A 21,678-nucleotide genomic window follows, 5' to 3' on the forward strand; every position below is an offset into this window, starting at 1 on the left:
CAGTGATCTGCTCAAACGATAGATTCTGACATTCAGTTAAGGAAAACTTATGCTAAACCCAACAGACCCGCATAAGCGCATGCCACCATTACAAGGTTTGTACTACTTCTATCAGGCCGCACACTATGGCAGTTTCAAGCAGGCCGCTGAAACCCTGCATGTCACTGCAGCAGCGATCAGCCAGCAAATCAGGCTTCTGGAAGACTGGCTCGGCACCCCGCTGTTCTACCGTCAGCATCGGAAAGTTGTCCTGACCCCGGAAGGACAAATCCTGTTCGAACATACACAAAAAGGATTCCAGCAGATTCAAAGTGGCGTCTGGCTGATCAACAACGATCCGGACCCACAACGCATTTCCCTTTCCACACTGCCTTCATTCTCACAACATTGGCTCGTGCCACGAATGACGTCATTCAGATCAGAGCATCCCGATCTATCGGTTCTGATTGAGTCAAAAAACGAGCTGGCCGATTTCGAGCAGTCGCCGCTGGATCTATGCGTTCGCTATGGGGAAGGCTGTTACCCGAATCTGCATTGTCAGTGGTTGATGGACGATTTGCTGTATCCGGTTTGTCATCCGCTTTATCAAGCGCAGTATCAAATTCATACCATCCATGACTTACAACGGGCTGATCTGATTGGCGATATCTGGCCGGATGTCGATTGGGAACGTTGGCTGGCGTTAGTCGGCGCGAAAGGTGGTTCCAGTTCGCTGGCCTATGATGGTGTCAACTACGTGCTTGAAGGTGCGCTTTCCGTTCAGGGCGTCGCTCTGGCCCGCCACAGTCTGGCACAGCGGTATATTGAAGAAGGTACTCTAGTTCGCATTGGCAACATCGCCGTAAAACCCAATTTCAGTTACTACCTGTGTGCACCGGAAGGCTATTTTAAACGAGAGAAAGTTAAAATCTTTAACGCCTGGATCCGTCAGCAGGCCGCATTATTTCAGCAATCATTCCCGGCTGAACTGGACATCCGGCAATTCGATGACCAACAATCAGCAAAAACAAAATGACGGGGGCAGATGACACCGCAGGCTCCCCCCATCACAGCCTTATGAGTTTGCCAGTGCCTGTTGAACCAATTCAGCAACCACTTCCGGCGCGGGCAAAGATGGGTGCCCGACCATACGCTGAAGCGACGCATCAAAATTCTCGTGCCAGACCGGCTCCACGACGACATAGCCATCTTCACGCAATTGACGGACATTGCGTTCTACGGCCGGTTTTTTCCACATCACCGAACCCATCACCGGTAAAAAATAAACCGGAAAATCAGCGGCAAGAATCACGGTCGTCAAACGGTTTGTCGCCCCACCATGAGCAGCCGTAGCCAGAGTATTCGCAGTCGCAGGCATCACCATCAGAACATCGTGATCCGCAACAATACGAGATGGCTTGTCCGTCGGCCAGTCTCCCGGCCGCTCACCGGCAATCACTCTGTCGCAATACAGCGCCATGCTGGAAGCCGGTATGAATGTCTCCGCAGTCGGCGTCATCAGCACGGTCAGTTCACAATCAATCGCACTTTTTATCACCTGTAGGTATCTTGGCAACAGCATGATATCTACAGAGCCGGAAGCGCCTATCAGTATCCTTGGCTTCTTTTCTTGGTTTACTTGTTGTTGCTTTTCCATCATGCAATCCTTTTTTCCATTGTTTGCCCCCATATTCAGGCAATGCGCCCGCCCGGCGTGATCTCAGCGCTCTGTTCATTCAGGTCAGCAAAGAATCAAGGGCTGTTACGACATGAAACGGTTGTCGTTCCTGCCTGTCCCTCGGATACCCTAGTGACACTTCCACATGAGGAATACCATCAATCAAGCTAGAGCCCTGTAAGTGCAGGTGTCCGTACACCACCAGACAAACCGGAAAACGTGTCAGCCAGTGTTCTACCCGGCGAGTACCACACCAAATCGAAAACTCTTGTGGCTGTAATTGCTTGGTCAGCCCCTGCACCATTGGAAAATGATTCACCAGGATAAGGGGACAGTCTCTGGACACTGCACTCAAACGCGCTTCAGTGAAACGTACACGCTCATCACACCAGCTTTGAATATCCGGATATGGGTAAGTTTTCAGAAAATATTCATCCGCACAGACAACACCAGCACGCCGCGCTCTTTCAAGGCTTTGCTGCGGTGTAAAATCTGCCGGATGGCGAAACGAGTAGTCATACAAAACGAAGAGGGGAGCTATCACAAACGACTGGCCGCCCGCAGCGGTATAGACCGGATATTCATCTTCCGGCGTCACGACACCGTAACGGTGACAAATATCCACCAACTGCCGATAGCGCAATTCGCCCGGGAGCGCCAACGGCTCTCGGGCGGTACACCAGAGTTCATGATTACCGGGTACCCAGATTACCCGGTAAAACTTTGCTGCCAGCGTGCGAATCGCCCACTCAAATTCAGACAAATCATCTGCAACATCCCCAGCCAGAATGAGCCAGTCTGATGTTTGATCAGCCTGGACAGATTCAACAATCCGCCTGTTCTCCGGATGGGATACGTGCAAGTCACTGGCAGCCATCAGCATCAGAAACTCCCATTTCTTCCTAAATGTCTTACAAAGTGCCCGGAGGCGCTTCACCCCAACCCCAACGCGGTACGGTATCCCGCTTGGACGGTTTCGCTCCCGGTTGTGAGTTGGCCATCGCTCTTCGCGAACCCCACTCGATATACGCCATGAACGCCGAGCGGAATTCCGGATCTCTGGGCAGTTCGACTTCATCAGCACTTTGCATCATCAGCGCGATCCAGCGATCCCGCTGTTCAGACTGGATTGAACGGCCACGATGTTTCTTCAGCATATGCTTGAACCCCCCTCTTTCATTGGTATAGAGCGGCTCACCACCGAACACTTCTTCAAACCACATGGCAACATGCACATGATGATCGGGTGGCATGTGCTCAAACAAGGGCTGAAGCAATGGGTCTGTCTCAACTTTGGCGTAAAACACCTTGAGCAAGTTGCGGATAGCATCCCGTCCACCCATCCATTCCAGAAGTGTTGGCGGCTGAGCTTGATCCACCTGTTCTTTGTCAGTCACAGTTGCTTCTGTCGTTGCGTCCATTTCAATGTCCTTATTCATGTTCATCCAAGCTCCAATGTTGTGATACACCACACTTGATGTTCCTGTTCCCGAGGTGGTTCACCGACATACATCCGCTGTGTCTGAAATACCGATTGAAAACCATATTGTTCGGCCAGATGCAGGAGCGTTCGGTCCTCCTTTTCAGGCACATCCATCGCCACCTGACTTCCCCGAGGGATCACAGATAAGGCCGCCTGCAACAGTGGCTCGACCTGATCGGGAGTATTCGCCAGTAACGGGCCAATGCGATATCCATCCTGGGACTGACGCACACCGATCACCCCTTGGATCTTGCCTCCTTGACGGATCATGAATCCGTGCCGGGTTGCTCCAAGAAACCAGTTTTTCAACAATGCACCACGGCTCACCCCGGTACAGCTGGTATCGTATTCCACAATATCCTGCACATCAGAAGCTTCCACCGGCTCTACCCCGGCCGGACACGCATCGTCCTGTTGTACAACCCCCGCCATCCGATGATTTTTCCGATAACCGACAAAACCCGATTGAGCGTAATTTTCGGTCTGATGCAGAATCCCGTCCAAACCAACCACACGGTTACCACCATGACGAAGTGCATGCTGAAATATTTTCAGGCCATAGCCCTGTCCCCTGAACTCTGGCGGCACCAGATAATGACCCAGAAAACAAAAGCTTGAGGAAAAGTTCACAACAGAGACGGCTGCCACCAGCTGGTCATCAAGATACCCGACAAAAAAACCTTGTGGATCAACCCCGAAAAAAGCATCCGCATCGCCAATGCCCATATCCCAGCCTTCATTCCTTGCCCATTCCAGTACCGTTTGCCACTGCGCCAGATCCGCATTCTCGATACGCAATGTGTTCAGTACATCTTGTTCGTTTGTTGCAATATCCATCTTTTCCTCTCTAAAGCCCCATGGACTTACTGATCACTTCCAGCATGATTTCGCTGGTGCCACCGTAAATTTTCTGAACCCTGCTGTTCACCCATAACTTGCCAATCGATGAATCGCTCAGGTAAGCGCTGCCGCCATGCAATTGCAGACATTCATCAGCGACTTTGTTCTGTACTTCCGTCGCCCACCACTTCAGGCGTGCTGCATCCTCCAGTTTCAGAGAACCGGCATTAAACTGTTCAATTGCCTCATTCAGATAACTGCGGGTCACTTTGATTTGCGTATCCAGTTGTGCTAGCAAAAAACGGTTGTACTGGAAAGAACCAATCGGCTGACCAAACGCCTTGCGCTGTTTCACATAAGACAGGGTTTCGGCCATCATGGCTTCTGCACTGGTGATCGCCACGGTGCTGATACTGAGCCGCTCACGGGTCATGGCCGTCATAAAGTAGTAACTGCCGAGATTTTCACGCCCGAGCAGATTGTTTTTTGGCACAACACATTGATCAAAAAACAAATCAGCCGTATCACTGGCGTGCCAGCCCAGTTTTTTCAGCGCCGGGCCACGGGTAAAACCGGGCATATCTCTTTCAATGACAATCAGGCTGATCCCCTGCCCGCGTGCACCGGCATCCGTTTTCACCGCGACAACAAATAGATCCGCATTCACCCCATTAGTGATAAAGGCTTTGCCGCCATTGACGACATAGTGGTCACCTTCCAAGGTCGCCTGCGTGGTGAGGCCTGTAGAATCAGAGCCACCACCGGGTTCAGTAATCGCAATCGCCGCAATGCGTCTGCCACTACATAAATCCGGCAGCCAGCGCCGCTTTTGCTCCTCTGTTCCCAGCAGGTTGATATAACTGGCAATCACATCATTGTGTGAAATGACGATAGGGGCGGTCATACCAACCGCGATCATTTCCTCCGTCAGTGCCAGCGCATAGCGATAATCGGGCTTATCCTGCCCGCCGAGTTCCGGGCTCACTCCCATACCCAGCAGCCCATGCGCACCCATCGTGAGCCAGAAGTCACGGTCTACCAGACCCTGCGCTTCCCAGGCTGCTAAATTCGGTTTCGCATGATGTTCAAAACATTCCCGGCAAGACAGCCGGAAGTTCTTTAATTCATCGGTTATCGTACTCACTGAAACACACTCCAACTGTCCATTCTGTTTTCTTCTTCAAGCCGGTTTGACTCATCGACTTCCATTACCTGCCGGATCACCGGCCAGTGTTGATAAACCGCGAAATGATCGCCGTTCAGGTGGAGCAAAGTCGTTTCACCTGCGGTATGACGCTGCCACGCCTGAATCGTCGCTTCCGTTACATGAGGGTCGTCCGATGCTGCAATCAGGATCAGCGGCTGTGACACCTGCATGGCTTTCCGTTGCAGAAACTGACTGCGGATCTGAAAATCGGTACGGATTTGGGCAACATAGCGTTTTGCCAGAACCGGCTCGTTTAACACAATGGCCGGGGTGCCCTGATCTTCACGCATTTTTTCCAGCAGCGATTCATCAGACCATAAATGCAGATCGTCCTCTGCCTGCTCACTGGGGGGAACCGAACCAGAAACAACACTGAATACCGGGTACATACCGTACTTATTTGCCAGCACATTGGTCACTACCACACTCAGCACACCGCCAAAACTGTGACCAAAGGTCGCCCACTCATGAATGCCCTGCTGTTGTTTCTGTCGGAAATCCCTGTAAATCGTGTCGGCCAATTGCTCCGCCAGCCCATCCAGATTGGTCACTTCAGGCTCCCGGGCCAGCACGCCCCGCCCTGGCATCTCAACCGGTTGAAGCAACGTGGAACCCTCAGCTTCGTGCTCTTTACAAAAAGGTCGATAGACAGAAGCACTTGCACCGGCGTGCGGGAAGGCATAAATCACCCGTGTTTTATGCGTTGACATCGAGACCCCCTGTTTTCAGGGCATGGGCGATGCGTTCTGCGAGCATGATGGTTGTCAGATTGGTTGGCATTGAAGGGATCACCGGAAACAATGAGGCATCCGCCACGGTCAGCCCCGAAACGCCGTACACCCGGCCATCTTCGGCGGCAGCACAGTTCGGATCGGTCTCCGGTCCCATTCTGACCGTGCCGGAAGCGTGCCATCCAGGATTCAGCATATTTTTCACCGCGCTATGCATCACACGATCATTGCCGATCATTGCATCAGACCAGAACTGCACACCATCGAGAAATGATGCCACCTCAGGTGCATGCAGCGCTTGCCATAACTGGCGCACGGCACCGACCATCCGGTCAATGTCCTCATCATGCTCTCGCAACGGCAGATGAATAGACGGCAGCACTTCTGCTTCGCGGCTGGTAATGAAGACCTGTCCCCGAGCAACCGGCTGCATCAGCATGGCGGAAGCACCAACCAGCATCGGATAATCGACACGGTCTCTGAACTTCGGCACCGTGCTGCTTTCAACATTGTTCAGCAAGCCAATCTGGACATCCGCAGCATCATCCACACCACTGGCAATCCGGGCAGCAATCTGCCGCCAGGGAAGTCCGGAATGACAGACGCCAGCTTTGGGTAATGCCCATAACACGAGAGAAGCATGATCCTGCAAGTTTCTGCCCACAGCCGGGTTCGCCACTCGCACCGGAATGTCCAGCGCCTGCAAGTGCTCTGGATCACCAATCCCGGAACGCTGAAGCAGCGCCGGGGTGCCAATGGCTCCCGCAGCAACCACAATTTCATGCGCGTCGAAGGAAAGTGAACGGCCTTCCTGAACCACTTCGACGCCAACAGCCGAGCGCCCCTCAAACCGGATACAGGAAACCAGCACTTCAGTCAGTACCATCAGATTGGGCCGCTCCATCACAGGCAGCAAATAGGACTGGCACACATCGACCCGCCGGGACAACTGCGTCACATTGGCAGGTACCAAACCAACCGCCGGTGCTTCACCTGCATTCAGATCCGCTGCATAGGGAATACCGAGATCCTGACAAGCCTGTGAAAACGCTGCATCCAGAGGATGCAGGCTTTCCGGCGCCGGGCGACGCAAGACCATCGGCCCGGTATTCCCGTGCTGCGCACAGCCCGGAAAATCAGTATCGGTTTCTAACCGGCAATACCAGGGCAACACTTTTTCCCAGGTCCACTGAGTGCAGCCCATCTCAGCCCAAGCAGTAAAATCCCGGGGAAAGGTTCGCAGCGCAACCGCACCGTTCACAGCAGATGAGCCTCCCATGACCTTGCCTACCCGATAGTCAAAATACTGAGGCCGCTTCTCCTGCACCGGATTTTCCGCCGCCTGACGGATGACTTCGCTCGCTGGCTGATGCTCCCCTTTCAGCTTCGCCTGGTAATGCCAGTTATAATTTTCCAGCACCAAACGGGATGCATCATTCAGCGGGCTATCCGGTAAATGCGTATCGGACGCAGGGCCTGCTTCGAGCAATAACACCTGTTTTGAACTGTCTTCTGACAGCCGGGCTGCCAGCACACAGCCAGCCGCCCCGCCCCCAACCACGATGTAATCAAACTGGCCCTGCGCCAGCGCTTTTTGTTGAGGCGTACTCATCACAAGCTGACTCCGTCCGGTTGTTTCATCGACTCGATAATTTGTGCGAACTGACGGATGCTGGTGTTCATAAACAGCCCTTCGATCAAGTCCTGCTCTTGCACTGCAGTCACATTGAACGCTTCACGCAGGGTACTCAGCAAAGCAACAGCGATGAGTGAATCCCCTCCGACATCAAAGAAACCCGCGTTCACATCCACATCGTCGTGCTGGAGCAGTTCACGCCACAAATGAAGCAGCCGTTGTTCGGTCTCAGACACGGGTGCCGCATCAGCACTGGCTGGCAGTCCGGTTTCTTCAGGCCAGGGCGCCGGCAATGCTTTACGATCAATCTTGCCGTTTCCGGTCAAAGGCATATGCGGAAGCACAATGAAGTATGTCGGTGCCATATAGGGCGGCAAGGACTGCCGGACCTGATCGCGGCAACGTTGCTGAATGATGTCCTGATCGATGTGTGCGGCCTGCTCGTGAAGCACCAGATACGCAACCAGCTGGCGCTGTCCGGAATGCGGATGAGCCGGCGCATCAATCACCACATGACTGACTTCATCCAACTGAAGCAGGGCATATTCCACTTCACCCAGTTCAACCCGGTAGCCATTGATTTTGACCTGATTATCATCCCGCCCGAGAATCTCAATCAGACCGTCAGAAATATACCGACCTAAATCACCGGTTTTATAGAGCCGCTCACCCGTTTGAGGGTGCACAAAAAAGCGTTGTGCCGTTTTTTCCGGATCAGCCAGGTAACCCTGTGCCACGCCCTCACCGGCAATGTATAGTTCGCCGATCACCCACTTCGGACAAGACTCAAGCCACGTATTCAAAACATGGAAACGCTGGTTCGCCAATGGCTTTCCGTAAGGGATACTGACCCAGTGTTTTTCAACCTGCTCAATGGGGTAACAAATTGACCAGATAGAGCCTTCCGTTGCGCCGCCAAGGCTGATCACTTTGGCCTCTGGCAGCGCATTGCGAATCCCATCCGGCAAATCAACCGGAATCCAGTCGCCACTCATCAGGATCAGTCTGAGCGAACTATTTGCCAGTGATTCACTGGCCCGATCAACCATCACCTTGACTGGCGCAGGCACACTGTTCCAAATAGTCACCCCATGTCTGATCAAAGTCTCGCACCAGACTTTCGGATCATTGCTGGCATCCGTTTCCTGAAACACCAGACGACCACCGGCACCCAGCACTCCAAAATAGTCATACACTGACAGGTCAAATCCTGCCGGTGCAATGGACAGCACCGCATCATCTGCAGTCACATGGAAACGTCGGTTGATATCCTCAACGGTATTCGCCGCATTTCGATGCGAAATCATGACCCCCTTCGGTTCACCGGTTGAGCCGGATGTGAAAATGACATAAGCCAGATCATCCAGACCCTGTATCGAAGAAAGCGATTGTGAAACGAGCGGTTCAGACAGTTCAGCCTGCTCAGATAACTGATCCAGATTCACCCTCAGAAATGGCTGATATTCTTCCGGATCTGCAAAGGTCACCGTGTCCGTCACCACGGCTTTGGCCTGACAACGTTGCAGCAGATGCAAACGACGCTGTTGCGGCAGAGTTGGATCAATCGATACATAGGCGGCACCAGCCTGGAGAATCCCCAGTAGCCCGATAATCAAATCTGGCCCCTGCGGCAGAGAAGCGGCAATCAGATCCCCGGCTTCAATCTGGGCCGATGCCCGTAATTGCTTCGCTAATCGGGTCGATTGCGCAACCAGCTGACCAAATGTCAGACGCGTGCTGCCCTGCTCAATGGCAATTGCATCCGGGCGCTTTGAAGCAGCCTCCAGGATCATCTCGTGCAGCAAGCGAGGGGGAAAATCAACCTGCGTCTGATTGGCCACTTGCCGTTCTGTCGCGTCCGTTTCCGGCAAATCCACCACTGAACCGGTTTGCAGCCAGATCGATGGGTCACTGACGACTTCTTCCAGCAAGTGAACGTAAGCCGTTAACATGTCTTCTATCAGATGATGCGGAAATAGATCGTCGACATAATTGAAGTGAATCCCCAAGCCCTCCGGTTGAAGATCGACTTGGTTCTCCAGCCAGATCTGCGGCGTTTGATTACTGGCATATACCGGCTTACCCAGCGCGCCGTACCAGTCAGAGACCCAATCTTCCAGCTCTGGTGTCAGGGTATTACTAAAGACCACAGGCATCGACACCGCACGGTTTTCCTGTTTACGGCTGGTCAGTTCACGAAGGACCTGAACCCCGTTAAACGAGCTATGCAAGCGCCCCTGATATAAGGTGGTTTGTAGTTGTAGCAAGCGCTGCTCAACCGTGCTTTCCGGATCCCCCGAGACAGAGAGCAATTGCGGTTGAAGAAAATTCCCGACAGTCCCTTCAATACCTTCCTCGTACGGTCGGCGCATTAATTGTGTCAGTGTCAGCGTAAAATCCTGACGCTTCGACCACTGACGAATCACTTCCGCATAGCATCCCAATAGCAACGACTCTGCCGTCAGGCCATGCTGATCTGCAACGGTTCTGAGTGCGTTCAAAGTGTTGTTTGGAATCAGTCTGGAAAGACGTTTCATTGAGGGTGATACAATTTGCTGCGGAGATATTTTGTGGGGTAGTTCAGGTGCAGGAGGAAGATGTTCAATTTGTTCAAGCCAGTATTGCTGGTCCTCCCTGCCTTGTGGCTCTCCCTGAAGTACGCGCTCTGCTGCAATATACTCCAGAAAATCAGGAAGCTCGGCCGATGGCGTGAGTTCCTGCTGTTGGTACTCCCGCCACATGTCTTTCAGAACCAGTCGGACACTGATTACATCCAGAAACATCAAGTCAAAATGGAAATGCAAACGCCAGGTGCGCTCCGACACTCGGGTCACCCGAACCTCAAACGCAGGAATTTCGTCCAGCGGCAATTGCTGTTTTTCCATTTCATGACGTAATGTCGCAAGGAAACTGTCTTGTTCAGCCTGATCCCAGGCAGAAATATCTTTTGTCTTAATGCTATATAAAGTGCCAGCCGGGAAAACCTTTTGGTGACCTCCGGTGACTGTGACAGCCCGAAGCATAGAATGCCTGGAAATCACCTGGTTCACCGCCTGCTTAAATCGGCTGATATCCAGCGCGTCAACATCCAGTTCCAAATAATAACTACTGGATAATCCGCCAAGCTCTAACCCGGTATTTCTGCCAATCAGATATGCATACTGAATATCTGTCAGCGGCTGTTCCTCTCCTTCTAAGATGTTGATCTTTTTAGAAAATGGGGCGTGTAATGGCAGGTAACCGCGATACAGCGTATCGAGGTGTTCATTTGGCTGCCGGGCAATCTGTGAGCTTTGCTCGGCTTTCTGGAATCCCAATTTTCCATGTTTTTTGACTATCTGTGTGCCAACGTGATCAGGGTTCATAGTGGGTCATGCGTCCTTCGTTCGTTTGTAATATTTCGCGTTTCGTAAAATTATTGGAATATGAAACGCAAATTAAATGCACCCGGTTGCTATGCAACGCGAGTGCAGGTTACAAACTAGAAGAAAAAGAACCACTCAATAAAGAAATCAATTGATTAATTTATGCTTTGTTTGAATAAATTGGATCGATATCAATTCCCCTAAGAAATAATGCTGTTTATCTATAGTAAAAGATTGCTTTTTATCACACTTATCCTGCTTCACCAGCCACAACAGTTTTCATGAGCTGAGACTTACGACGCGTCAAGAACCATGCCAGACCCGCAGCAAACAGATAAACACCTGATGCAGTTCCAAAAGCCAGTCCATATCCACTGACAACATTCGGGGCAAATCCCGCAACAGCCATCAGTGATGCCAGACCGAATGTCGGACCCAATTCCATCGATGTATTCATCACCCCGCCAGCCAGACCTGCTTGTTGCTGAGGCACATGCATTGTTGACAGCACGGCTGATCCTGCAAACATCATTGAGGTACCGATTGTCAGCGCCACAATCCCCGGCAGCAAACCTGAGGTGTACACGACCTGCGGATGAATCCCAGACAACAAAGCCAGACCTGCTGAGCCAATCAATAACCCGAAGATGGTGACTTTCAGTGGCCCAAAACGGCTGACAATACCACTGGCAGCTCGGTTCATGAGCAGCAGCGTCAGGGTATAGGGAACAAATGCACCTGCAGTTTCGAGCGGCGTCCAGTTTTGCTGGATTTGAAGAAACAAAGACAGCAAGAAAGTCACCAGCCCCATACTGGCCGAAGCCAGAAGAATACCAATCAAGCCTACAATGCGGTGAGGTTCACGGACAAAGCCCGGCGGCAATAAAGGTGCTTTCACACGTCTTTCCACCCAAAAAAACAGACTGAGCAGGCAAACACCAGAGATCAGAGGCCCGAATACCATTGGCGATGACCAAGCAAATTCTCCACTGGCGATCAATCCATAACTTCCAAGGGCAATCCCCAAAGTGGCAAGCAAAGCACCAATCGGATCCAATCCGGATTGATGTGAGGCGGCTTGCTCATCATCCTTCGGTAATAGCCAGGCAACAGCAGCCAAACCCACCAGAGCGACCAGCACCGGTGCAACGAACATCCAACGCCATGAAACCCAAGTCGTAACCACGCCGGAAGCAAGAAAGCCGACACCGCCACCCAGAACGGAAACACCGCCCCAGGTTGCCATGGCACGCATGAAATCTTCCGGTTGAGGAAATAAAGTCCGAAGGACAGCCACTGCTGCAGGTGCTGTCATTGCAGCACCTGCGCCTTGCAGAAATCGCATCATGACCATCACGGAAAAATGAGAAGAAAAGGCGGCACCCACAGACGCCAAACCAAATAAACATAACCCGATGCTTAAGAGTTTTCTGCCGCCGAACTTATCTGTTAGGCGTCCACCGAACAGCAACAGTCCGCTAAAAGACAAACCATATGCGGTGCTCACCAGTAGTAAATCCGCCGAGTTCAGCCCAAACTCCACGCCAATATCCGGTAAAGGAATACCAATCATGACAATGGTAAAAATCAGTGTTGCCTGCACCACAGCCAGCAAGGTAAAGGCAAGCTTGAACTGTGGTTTTGTATCGGTACATCTTGTTTGCACTTTCTGTTCCTCCAATGCGGTCTTCACAGGATCCTTCAAATGGAAAAGCCAACTGACATTGTTATATTTTAGTTTTATCATTCAATTGAATTATTGAATGTCGATTAGCATAGGCGAGTAATCTCATATCTGTCAACATGAAAATGATTCAAAAAATGATGTGAACAACCGCATCAGAGAAGTCCGGAAGACCTCCCTTCACAAAAAATCAGATAACTGAATTCGATCTCAGATCATGAGCGGTTAACCGGGTAACCCGCAGCCTTCCACTCTGGCACACCTTCATTAAACCGCCGGGCGGATAATCCTTTTTCTCTGAGGGCAATAACCGCTTTGACTGACAGAGAACAATACGGGCCACGACAGTAAGCAACAATATCCTGTTCTTCCGGCAACTCAGATAAACGCTTTTCCAGCTCGGTAAGGGGAATATTGACCGCGCCCGGCAAATGGCCCTGAGCAAATTCTTCTTCCGGCCGCACATCCAGCAAAGTCACACTATTTTCATGCATCCGGCTGAGCAGCTCTTCCCGTGAAATTGCTTCGGCGTCCTTTTGGTCATTTAAGGTGCTCACCACCAGCTTTTTGATTTCGGAGTGATTGAACTCCGCAAATTGCCGCAGTGCAATCAACAACTCCACAATCGGGGCATCCCCCAGACGATAAAAAACATGTTTTCCTTCCCGTCGCGTTTGAACATACCCATTCCGTTTCAGCTGCTGCAAATGCTGAGAAGCATTGGCCACGGTCAGTTCAGCCAGTTCCGCTAACTTTTCTACAGGTTTCTCCCCCTGAGCGATATGCTCCAGCAATATCAGGCGGTGCGCATTCCCCAACGGTCGGGCAAGATCGGCCAACTCTGAGTAAATATGATATTGATTGTTTATCATTGACATAAAAATTGTTCTGCCTCATCATTCAATCGATTTATTGAATTATATATCTTTATCAGTGAATTGGTATGGTGATAACCGCATTTGCTGACATTTTTATAGATATACCAAATACATACCCGCCTGAGAGCAAAAAGGAGAAATCATATGGAACCAGGCTTCGTGATTCACGCTATCTTACTGGGAATCGGTGCCACGCTGGTCATGGACTTATGGGCCCTGTTCCTGAAAGTCTGCTTTCAGATCCCTTCTCTGAATTACGTCATGGTCGGACGCTGGATCGGTCACTTACCCAAAGGTCAATTTACCCACCCGAATATTGGGCAAGCAGCCCCCATTGCCGGTGAAGCTGTGATTGGCTGGACTGCACACTACCTTATTGGGATCGCTTTCGCGTTCGTATTGCTATGGGGATGGGGGCTGGAATGGACAGCTTCACCAACGCTGTTACCTGCACTGATTGTTGGTATCGTAACCGTGGTCGCACCATTTTTCATTTTGCAGCCAGGCATGGGCGCAGGTGTCGCCGCGTCGAAAACACCTCAACCGAATACCGCCAGATTCCGCAGCCTGCTCGCGCATACCTCCTATGGAATTGGGCTATATCTGACGGGGTTGGTGTTATCGTTTTATTGACGGCGATTTTTGGGATGAATTAACGCAATTCCCAAAAAGACAGTATCAAAACAGCAAGTGCTGTTTTTGAGGTTTGGTCGGTATATCGTACTTTGATGAAGCTCCAAATTCAGCACTTGTTCATGCACGCCAAATACTCTTTTCAGGCGCAAAAAGTGCCTAGAAATGCCTTTTGAATCTCTGGAGTTGTCCGGGACGGTTGTTACCCCTCCCGGCGCCGACAACCTAAAAGTTTATGCATGAGTTTTCCCCTGGTCATGTGTAAACGCCTATGACTTCTGACGCGTTATTGGCCATTTTCGAGTTCCAGCAACAGCATCATGTCCTACCCAATGACTCACTCTGAATCTCCCCAAACGTGGTCGGCCTCCTGCACCTCATAGACAAAATCTTTAGCCCTAACCCCATATTTTAGACAGAAAAAATCTTCACTTATGATCTGGTAATCATTGCCCCACAAACAACCAGAACCAACCGTGAAGCCAATAACGACCGGTTCCTTAAAGAAGTAACTGGTGCAATGCTTCGATGCCTGTTTCTCGAAAAACTGCAAGAAAATGTGGTTTTACTCAGCGGGTCAGAGCAATGCAGCTTCAGCCATTGCCACTCAGCCTTCTCGCAGCTTTGAGCAAGGGCTGCTTCCTCATGAAAGCACTCGATGATCACAAATCATGAATATGGCTCATAGATTAATGAAATAATATCATTTTTATTCATGGTATGGCCGAAGTATAAAAATACACTCTGTTGTTAACGCTACACAATATTACTGTTGATTCTCCGTGAAGCCTTCAGGCGAAAATCAAAGCCACTGTGAAAACAACAGACTGGGAAAATAAAAAATAAAATTGTAAACCCCAGAAATAACAAGGAATAAATTCGAGTATATCTCAGACAATTGGATACCAGATGAGCATGAATAGAGATTTTAAATTTACAATCAAGCATATTAGCTTCGATGAAAATTATCAGCCTTCAGACAACACCCGTATTACAACCAACTTTGCGAATTTGGCGAGAGGAAATCACCGCCAGGAGAACTTGCGTAACGCCTTAAAGATGATTGACAATCGTTTTAATGCCTTGGCGAATTGGGATAATCCCAAAGGTGATCGTTACTCTGTCGAACTTGAAATAATTTCAGTTGATATGGATATTGAAGGCAATGGCCAGACATTCCCATCAATTGAAGTATTAAAGACGAATATTGTTGACCATCAGACCAATGAACGCATTGAAGGGATTGTCGGGAATAATTTTTCCTCTTATGTTCGAGATTATGATTTTAGCGTATTACTGTTGAATCATAATAAGAATCAACCCAAATTCAGCATTCCAGATGATTTTGGTGATCTCCATGGAAAGCTGTTTCAATGCTTTGTTCATTCAAAGACTTACAAAGATAATTTTAGTAAACCACCTGTCATATGTCTCAGTGTTTCAGACAACAAGACCTATCATCGGACTGAAAATCAGCATCCCGTATTGGGTTTTGAATATCAGCCAAATGAGTCTTCTTTAACTGAACAATATTTCAAAAAAATGGGGCTACAGGTTCGCTATTTTATGCCCCCCAATAGTGTTGCGCCTTTGGCATTTTATTTCTTTGGGGATTTACTCAATGATTACACGAATCTTGAGCTAATCAGCACCATCAGCACGATGGAGACTTTTCAAAAAATTTACCGACCTGAAATTTATAATGCGAATGCATCAGCAGGTCGATGCTATCAACCCGATTTAAAGAATCAGGACCATTCATTCACGCAAATTGTCTATGATCGAAAAGAACGTAGTCAGTTGGCGGTTGAGCAGGGAAAATTTGCTGAAGAACATTTCATCAAACCATACCAAACGATTCTTGAGCAGTGGTCTGCGAATTACGCTTTATAATGAACGGAAATACATAACAGTATGATGAAAAAATTATTACCCACATCAACTTCAGGCAGTTTACCTAAACCTGCTTGGCTTGCGCAGCCAGAAACACTTTGGTCACCATGGAAATTGCAAGATCAAGAATTAACTGAAGGCAAACAAGACGCTTTGCGTGTGTCATTACAAGAGCAACAGCAAGCAGGTATTGATATTGTCAGTGATGGTGAGCAAACGCGCCAGCACTTTGTCACGACCTTTATTGAGCACCTCAGCGGCGTTGACTTTGAGAACCGTAAAACCGTTAAAATTCGTGATCGCTATGATGCGAGTGTACCGACAGTCGTTGGCGCGGTGAGTCGCCAAAAGCCAGTTTTTGTTGAGGATGCTAAATTTTTACGTCAGCAAACCAAGCAACCGATTAAATGGGCGCTGCCAGGTCCCATGACGATGATCGATACGCTTTATGATGACCATTATCACAGCCGTGAAAAACTCGCCTGGGAATTTGCAAAAATTCTCAATCAGGAAGCCAAAGAATTAGAAGCTGCTGGTGTTGATATTATCCAATTTGATGAGCCTGCATTTAATGTGTTTTTTGATGAGGTCAACGATTGGGGGATTGCTGCTTTAGAACGGGCTATAGAAGGCCTGAAATGCGAAACTGCTGTACATATTTGCTATGGCTATGGCATCAAAGCCAATACAGACTGGAAAAAGACGCTGGGCTCCGAGTGGCGACAATACGAAGAAGTTTTTCCTAAACTGCAAAAATCGAATATCGATATTATCTCACTCGAATGTCACAACTCACGCGTTCCAATCGAACTGCTTGAACTGATTCGCGGTAAAAAAGTGATGGTCGGGGCCATTGATGTCGCAACCAATACCATTGAAACACCAGAGGAAGTCGCCAATACCCTGCGAAAAGCACTCCAGTTTGTCGATGCCGACAAGCTCTATCCTTGTACCAACTGTGGGATGGCCCCCCTGTCTCGTCAAGTGGCAAGAGGCAAGCTCAATGCATTAAGTGCAGGCGCAGAAATCGTCCGGAGAGAACTCTTAGCCAAGTCCTGATTCCAGGACTTGCCGATAAATCAATGTGTCATCGGGTTACCTTTTTTGATTTGAGTACATTCGACACCCATAATCGAATCGGTAGCCCGCTATACATGGCAATGACAAATACATGAGCGCAAACCATTCCCGTAATAAGATCGCTGCAACAACGGAGTGGGCGACACATTGTGCCGAAAAGAGCATCTGGCGTGCGTGAACAGACGCTAAGTTTGGCACTAATTTCATGCGTGACCTCCCCCTCGAACCGATCAAAATAACCCGTTGTCGAGACAGATTCATTGAAATTTCAGCCACTCATCAATAAAAAAGCCCGGTATCAAATCGATAAACCGGGCGATATACGATCCCTGAAACGTCAAGGTTAAGCCAGCTTAAACCGGTGAATCATCTTCATCAGATCAGCGGAAACATGAATCAGTTCATCACTGGCCTGCGCCATCTGATTTGACTCGGACGCAACCGACAACGACATATCTTTCAGGCTGACGACATTACTGTTGATATCATTCAGGGTCAGTGTCTGCTGCTCGGTTGCAGTCGCAATATGCTGATTCATGGCCTGAATCGTCTGCACCTCACCGTTAATATGGTTCAGCGATTGACCGGCATCAACGGATATCTTGGAAGCATTTCTGGCTTTTTCCGTCCCCGTTTCCATCACTTTGACGGCATTTCCTGCACCATGCTGTAACTGCTCGACAATTTTCTGAATTTCCAGCGTCGATTCCTGAGTCCGCTGCGACAGTGTGCGCACTTCATCGGCGACCACCGCAAAACCACGTCCGGCTTCACCGGCACGGGCAGCTTCGATTGCCGCGTTCAGAGCCAGCAAATTCGTCTGCTCAGCAATCCCCCGAATCACTTCCAGGACGGTATCCACATTCCGGCTCTCTGCCGCCAGCTGTTCCACCACCTGACTGGCCTGATCAATATTCTCTGCCAGTGCATTGGCTTCCTCGACGTTCTTATCAACAATCAATTTCCCGCTTTGTGTCCCTTTCGCAGCAGACAAACTGGCATCATTGGCTTCCACAGTGCGTCGGCTGACCTCCTCTACGGTTGCCAGCATCTCCGTCATCGCTGCGGCCAGTTGCTCCACATCATTTTGCTGCTGATTCAGATTACTATCCACAGTATGAATCGATGAGGACACCTGATTCGCAGCAGTAGCAACCTGGGTTCCAGCCTGATTGATTTGCAGCATGATCCCCTGAATGGATGCCACAAACTGATTAAAATATCGCGATAAAACGGCCAGCTCGTCGCTCCCCTGTTCATTCAGACGCTGAGTCAGATCGCCTTCCCCTCGCGAAAGCGCCTGCATCGCAGTCACAGTTTGCTTCAAAGGGGTTGTGATGGAACGAATCATCAATGCAACCAGCACGCCCAGCACAATCAGCATTCCCCCGGCATTCGTCAGCGATATAATTTCAGCCTGATGAATATCTTCCTGTAAAGCGACCATATTCATCCCGCTCCCGACAATCCATTGCCAGGGCACAAATTCCACCGCATAGCTGGTTTTGGGTTCCAGAACCGTATTATCCTGACCGGATGGCCACTCATAGTCCATAAAGCCACCACCCTGTCTGGCTTTTTCATAGAGTTGCTGCACAAAATACACCCCGGCACCATCTTTCAGGTTGAGGGTATTTTTACCAATCATCGCCGGTACACCACTGGCTAACTGCACACCACTGCTATCCCCAACAAACACATAGTTTCCTTGATCAAAACGCATCGCCGATACGGCCTGAATCGCCGCCTGTTTCGCCTGCGATTCTGTCATATCACCCGAAATACTCAGGCTGTAAAAATGACCGATCACCCCCACCGCACTGTCGACCAGATTCACCACTCCCTGTTCATAATTATCTCTCATAAAGTCACGCGTCTTGTTCGCGTTCACCAGCGTATTCACCAGTAAACCGAGCGCAAACAGCACCAGCAGCGCCCAAATCCGCGCTGCAATGCTGAAACCGGACAACCAGGTTCTCATTCTGTTTCTCCTTAGCTTTCGTGAGGTGTGCTCAACCCGCGAGCCTTAAGGCATGAATGATGCTGCTGATGCAGATCGCGTAACTTTGCCTGACTTTGCTGCAATGCTTCACCCTGATTCGCCACAAAATGATTCACGGCATCATCCAGTGAAGCCAACAATTCATGAGACTGAGCGACATGCTTTTCTTGCTGTTCCGGTGTATCCCGGTTGCTCGCATGCTTGATTCGCTTGTTTTGGGCTAGCTGAAATACGTTTTCCATCATCTGGTTCCTTCTTGCTCATGGTGATCAAAACGGTACACATTGATACGGTTTAACGCACAATCCGGCAGGTAGATATGGTTATTATTGGCATGCAACAGATAAGGCATCCACAATTGCCCTTTGCTTGCATCCGCCCCAAAACTGCTGAAACTGTCGACAATGTTTCCATTCAAATCGAAAACTTTGATCGCCCGGTTCACCAGATCTGAAACAAACAGGTGCTGATTATCGTAATCAATACTGGTGGGCAGGAGAAAATGATCGCTGTCGATGCTATAACCCGGCTGACCAAAACTATGCACCCATTTCATCCCGTTATCGAAAATCTGAACCCGGTTATTATTCTGATCCGTCACGTAGAGTCGACCCTGTTCACAAACCGTGATATCTGTCGGCGTATGGAACTGGCCATTGGCCTGACCCAGCTCACCGAATACTTCAACCAACCCCGCGACGCCTGAAGGACTGAGCCGCCAGCGAGCAATCCGGTTATTGCCGGAATCTGCAATGAAGATATCGTTACTGACCGGATCGATGGCCAGTCCCTGCGGCTTATTCAATTGCCACGGCGCACTCCCCATCCCTCCGAAGTTGGTATAAGGCACCAGTTCTCCCAATCGGTTGTCATACTGAAAAATAGTGACAATACCGCTCAGATAATTACCGACCACAATCATGGGGACATCAAAGTCCAGTTGGCCCGGTAATGGCTGTTGCGGCTTGTAAGCTGCAATCCCCAACGAGCCAGGCATCAGTGGCAGACTAATCGGCATCGACGATTCCTGTTTGCCATTCTCACTGGCCTGCAACTGAAAGTTCCCGGCATCGACCATCCACAGCACATCTTTGGGATCATCAAATTTGTCATTGAGCATCACCCGCAGCCAGGTCTGCTGCCAACGCTGCACCCACTCCAGTTGAGTGGTCACTGCCAGATTCCACCAGGCGGGCATCGCAGCCGGCTGTAACGCCTTCAGCCAAGTTTCCTGCAATGACAACTGATGCGCAAACCAGCGCTCAAACAGTGCCACAAAAGGAGACGGCACCACGGCTTTCACAGCAGCATCCAGTGCGCCGGCAACCGCAGTGATGAAATGAAACTGGCCCGGATTATCCCGTTCATCTCCCACAGAGGCGAGTACCCGAGTCGATGCCGCGTCACCATCACCCACACGGGACAAGTCAATTTCATGCATCTGCAAGGTGGCCAGAATCGGCTCAGTAATCAGCATTTTGTGGGTGTCCGGCACAGCCGTCACCTGAATCGGGGAGAAGAAACCTTCCAGCTCCCCCTGAGCGTGGCCAGCCATGTCATACACGGAAATCGCATTGTTTTTCGCGCCCGGGATCAGAATGCGATTCTGGGTCACCGAGACATCCCGCGCCAGCGCCAGACCATCAAGATAGCATTTGCCATTCGCCTGAAAAGGCACCCCTTTCCCTTGCCAGTCGCAACGCACAACGGTCGCAAACCCTGTGTTCGCAATATACAAATACCCCTGCTCGTCCCGACTCAGTCCCTGTGGCCAGAGAAAGTGAATCGGCCCGTTTTCCGTTTCCACCGCATGCAACGAACGACGATATTCCCCGTCTTCCGAAAAAATCACCAGACGACTGGCACCCCCCGGTCCCTCATAGAACTCATCAGCCACACACAATTCGCCCCGCCAGAAAGTCAGGCCATTCGGGCCTTTTAAAGCCACATCTTGTTCATTACCAAAACGTTTGACAGACGTAATGGACAACGCCTGATCATATTCAAGAATATGGACACGCGTATTCCCAATATCACTGACATAGATCCAGTTTCGCTCTGGGTGAGGTAACAAGCGAAATGGCATATTAAACTGCTGTTCGCCGTCGCCGGTCGAACCGAACACAGCCAACAAATGCATCATCTCTTTGTCGAAGATCAACAGGCGATTATGCGCGGTATCTGCCAGCCAGATGTGCCCGAAATGATCAATGCAGTTCCCCACTGGGGTATTTAGAGACACATGACCTGAAGCCAAACATGGTAATGCGGGCAAAGCCGTGCATACCGTGCCAATCGTAGAAAGAAAATGAATACCCATATGGCGACCTGCTCACAAAGAGATACGTTAATTTTTAATTCGCTCACTGTATGGATAGATGAGCCAGAGGGTATTGAGAAACAGGACTTTCGAATTTTTGAGAGTGTTCAAAATTCATACAAGTTATCGACAAAGTTGCAGGCGGATTCTGGTATTTTCCTGAATTTATGATCTGATAACATCGTCAATTAATTGACGAGATCAGACGGAAAAAATGCCAGCCGGTGGCGGAATCGGCTGGCATATACCCTAATATCACGGCTGATTTC

General features: G+C 50.0%; 17 protein-coding genes. 4 read left to right on the forward strand and 13 right to left on the reverse strand.

Annotated features, from left to right (window positions below; translation table 11 throughout):
• Positions 1 to 49 precede the first annotated feature (49 nt).
• Positions 50 to 1,015: a LysR substrate-binding domain-containing protein gene (locus tag EA58_RS19465; protein ID WP_036756846.1), complete on the forward strand. Its 966-nt coding sequence runs from the start codon at positions 50 to 52 to the stop codon at positions 1,013 to 1,015.
• 39 nt (positions 1,016 to 1,054) lie between these two features.
• On the opposite strand, the gene EA58_RS19470 is transcribed toward EA58_RS19465, so the two are convergent.
• The 10 genes from EA58_RS19470 to EA58_RS19515 form a co-directional block, all read right to left on the reverse strand.
• The gene (locus tag EA58_RS19470; RefSeq protein WP_036756848.1) at positions 1,055 to 1,636 is read right to left on the reverse strand and encodes a flavoprotein; all 582 of its coding nucleotides are present in this window, start codon (positions 1,634 to 1,636) and stop codon (positions 1,055 to 1,057) included.
• A 79-nt stretch (positions 1,637 to 1,715) separates the two neighbouring features.
• Positions 1,716 to 2,540 (reverse strand): metallophosphoesterase family protein, encoded by an 825-nt coding sequence (locus EA58_RS19475; RefSeq protein WP_200872209.1) that lies wholly within the window; start codon positions 2,538 to 2,540, stop codon positions 1,716 to 1,718.
• Between the two features lie 28 nt (positions 2,541 to 2,568).
• Positions 2,569 to 3,102, reverse strand: coding sequence for a group II truncated hemoglobin (locus tag EA58_RS19480; protein WP_200872210.1), 534 nt, complete (start codon positions 3,100 to 3,102; stop codon positions 2,569 to 2,571).
• Positions 3,099 to 3,977 (reverse strand): GNAT family N-acetyltransferase, encoded by an 879-nt coding sequence (locus tag EA58_RS19485; protein ID WP_036756849.1) that lies wholly within the window; start codon positions 3,975 to 3,977, stop codon positions 3,099 to 3,101. Before EA58_RS19485 ends, EA58_RS19480 begins: the two co-directional genes overlap by 4 nt.
• A gap of 10 nt (positions 3,978 to 3,987) precedes the next feature.
• Positions 3,988 to 5,124, reverse strand: a complete 1,137-nt coding sequence (locus EA58_RS19490; RefSeq protein ID WP_036756860.1) for an acyl-CoA dehydrogenase family protein — start codon at positions 5,122 to 5,124, stop codon at positions 3,988 to 3,990.
• Positions 5,121 to 5,897 carry a thioesterase II family protein gene (locus EA58_RS19495; protein WP_051642253.1) on the reverse strand — a complete coding sequence of 259 codons (777 nt, stop codon included), beginning with the start codon at positions 5,895 to 5,897 and terminating at the stop codon, positions 5,121 to 5,123. Before EA58_RS19495 ends, EA58_RS19490 begins: the two co-directional genes overlap by 4 nt.
• Positions 5,884 to 7,530 carry a GMC family oxidoreductase gene (locus EA58_RS19500; RefSeq protein WP_051642255.1) on the reverse strand — a complete coding sequence of 549 codons (1,647 nt, stop codon included), beginning with the start codon at positions 7,528 to 7,530 and terminating at the stop codon, positions 5,884 to 5,886. Before EA58_RS19500 ends, EA58_RS19495 begins: the two co-directional genes overlap by 14 nt.
• On the reverse strand, positions 7,530 to 10,919 hold the full coding sequence (locus tag EA58_RS19505; RefSeq protein ID WP_036756864.1) for a non-ribosomal peptide synthetase: 3,390 nt from the start codon (positions 10,917 to 10,919) through the stop codon (positions 7,530 to 7,532). Before EA58_RS19505 ends, EA58_RS19500 begins: the two co-directional genes overlap by 1 nt.
• A gap of 250 nt (positions 10,920 to 11,169) precedes the next feature.
• A complete protein-coding gene (locus tag EA58_RS19510) occupies positions 11,170 to 12,585 on the reverse strand; it encodes an MFS transporter (protein WP_200872211.1) in 1,416 nt (471 codons plus the stop codon).
• Positions 12,586 to 12,818: 233 nt separating this feature from the next.
• The gene (locus EA58_RS19515) at positions 12,819 to 13,481 is read right to left on the reverse strand and encodes an ArsR/SmtB family transcription factor (protein ID WP_036756865.1); all 663 of its coding nucleotides are present in this window, start codon (positions 13,479 to 13,481) and stop codon (positions 12,819 to 12,821) included.
• Between the two features lie 144 nt (positions 13,482 to 13,625).
• Here EA58_RS19515 and EA58_RS19520 point away from each other — a divergent pair, with 144 nt between their 5' ends.
• The 3 genes from EA58_RS19520 (at position 13,626) to EA58_RS19535 (ending at position 17,066) form a co-directional block, all read left to right on the forward strand.
• On the forward strand, positions 13,626 to 14,114 hold the full coding sequence (locus EA58_RS19520; protein ID WP_036756867.1) for a DUF2938 domain-containing protein: 489 nt from the start codon (positions 13,626 to 13,628) through the stop codon (positions 14,112 to 14,114).
• 915 nt (positions 14,115 to 15,029) lie between these two features.
• Positions 15,030 to 16,007 carry a DUF1852 domain-containing protein gene (locus tag EA58_RS19530; RefSeq protein ID WP_036757084.1) on the forward strand — a complete coding sequence of 326 codons (978 nt, stop codon included), beginning with the start codon at positions 15,030 to 15,032 and terminating at the stop codon, positions 16,005 to 16,007.
• 24 nt (positions 16,008 to 16,031) lie between these two features.
• On the forward strand, positions 16,032 to 17,066 hold the full coding sequence (locus EA58_RS19535) for a methionine synthase (RefSeq protein ID WP_036757087.1): 1,035 nt from the start codon (positions 16,032 to 16,034) through the stop codon (positions 17,064 to 17,066).
• 364 nt (positions 17,067 to 17,430) lie between these two features.
• On the opposite strand, the gene EA58_RS19540 is transcribed toward EA58_RS19535, so the two are convergent.
• Genes EA58_RS19540 through EA58_RS19550 form a run of 3 tightly spaced genes read right to left on the reverse strand, consistent with a single transcriptional unit; the run spans position 17,431 to position 21,409 of the window.
• The gene (locus EA58_RS19540; protein WP_036756874.1) at positions 17,431 to 19,068 is read right to left on the reverse strand and encodes a methyl-accepting chemotaxis protein; all 1,638 of its coding nucleotides are present in this window, start codon (positions 19,066 to 19,068) and stop codon (positions 17,431 to 17,433) included.
• Between the two features lie 11 nt (positions 19,069 to 19,079).
• Positions 19,080 to 19,331, reverse strand: a complete 252-nt coding sequence (locus tag EA58_RS19545) for a hypothetical protein (protein WP_036756875.1) — start codon at positions 19,329 to 19,331, stop codon at positions 19,080 to 19,082.
• A complete protein-coding gene (locus EA58_RS19550; protein WP_036756876.1) occupies positions 19,331 to 21,409 on the reverse strand; it encodes an NHL repeat-containing protein in 2,079 nt (692 codons plus the stop codon). Before EA58_RS19550 ends, EA58_RS19545 begins: the two co-directional genes overlap by 1 nt.
• Positions 21,410 to 21,678: the final 269 nt, after the last annotated feature.

The sequence above is a fragment of the Photobacterium galatheae genome, assembly GCF_000695255.1.
GTDB lineage: Bacteria > Pseudomonadota > Gammaproteobacteria > Enterobacterales > Vibrionaceae > Photobacterium > Photobacterium galatheae.

Coding starts and splice junctions, on each gene's coding strand:
- EA58_RS19465 (WP_036756846.1), top strand. CDS start 50: ATGCTAAACCCAACAGACCCGCATAAGCGCATGCCACCATTACAAGGT.
- EA58_RS19515 (WP_036756865.1), bottom strand. CDS start 13,481: ATGTCAATGATAAACAATCAATATCATATTTACTCAGAGTTGGCCGAT.
- EA58_RS19550 (WP_036756876.1), bottom strand. CDS start 21,409: ATGGGTATTCATTTTCTTTCTACGATTGGCACGGTATGCACGGCTTTG.
- EA58_RS19520 (WP_036756867.1), top strand. CDS start 13,626: ATGGAACCAGGCTTCGTGATTCACGCTATCTTACTGGGAATCGGTGCC.
- EA58_RS19540 (WP_036756874.1), bottom strand. CDS start 19,068: ATGAGAACCTGGTTGTCCGGTTTCAGCATTGCAGCGCGGATTTGGGCG.
- EA58_RS19500 (WP_051642255.1), bottom strand. CDS start 7,530: ATGAGTACGCCTCAACAAAAAGCGCTGGCGCAGGGCCAGTTTGATTAC.
- EA58_RS19475 (WP_200872209.1), bottom strand. CDS start 2,540: ATGCTGATGGCTGCCAGTGACTTGCACGTATCCCATCCGGAGAACAGG.
- EA58_RS19485 (WP_036756849.1), bottom strand. CDS start 3,977: ATGGATATTGCAACAAACGAACAAGATGTACTGAACACATTGCGTATC.
- EA58_RS19530 (WP_036757084.1), top strand. CDS start 15,030: ATGAATAGAGATTTTAAATTTACAATCAAGCATATTAGCTTCGATGAA.
- EA58_RS19480 (WP_200872210.1), bottom strand. CDS start 3,102: ATGAACATGAATAAGGACATTGAAATGGACGCAACGACAGAAGCAACT.
- EA58_RS19495 (WP_051642253.1), bottom strand. CDS start 5,897: ATGTCAACGCATAAAACACGGGTGATTTATGCCTTCCCGCACGCCGGT.
- EA58_RS19535 (WP_036757087.1), top strand. CDS start 16,032: ATGAAAAAATTATTACCCACATCAACTTCAGGCAGTTTACCTAAACCT.
- EA58_RS19545 (WP_036756875.1), bottom strand. CDS start 19,331: ATGGAAAACGTATTTCAGCTAGCCCAAAACAAGCGAATCAAGCATGCG.
- EA58_RS19505 (WP_036756864.1), bottom strand. CDS start 10,919: ATGAACCCTGATCACGTTGGCACACAGATAGTCAAAAAACATGGAAAA.
- EA58_RS19470 (WP_036756848.1), bottom strand. CDS start 1,636: ATGGAAAAGCAACAACAAGTAAACCAAGAAAAGAAGCCAAGGATACTG.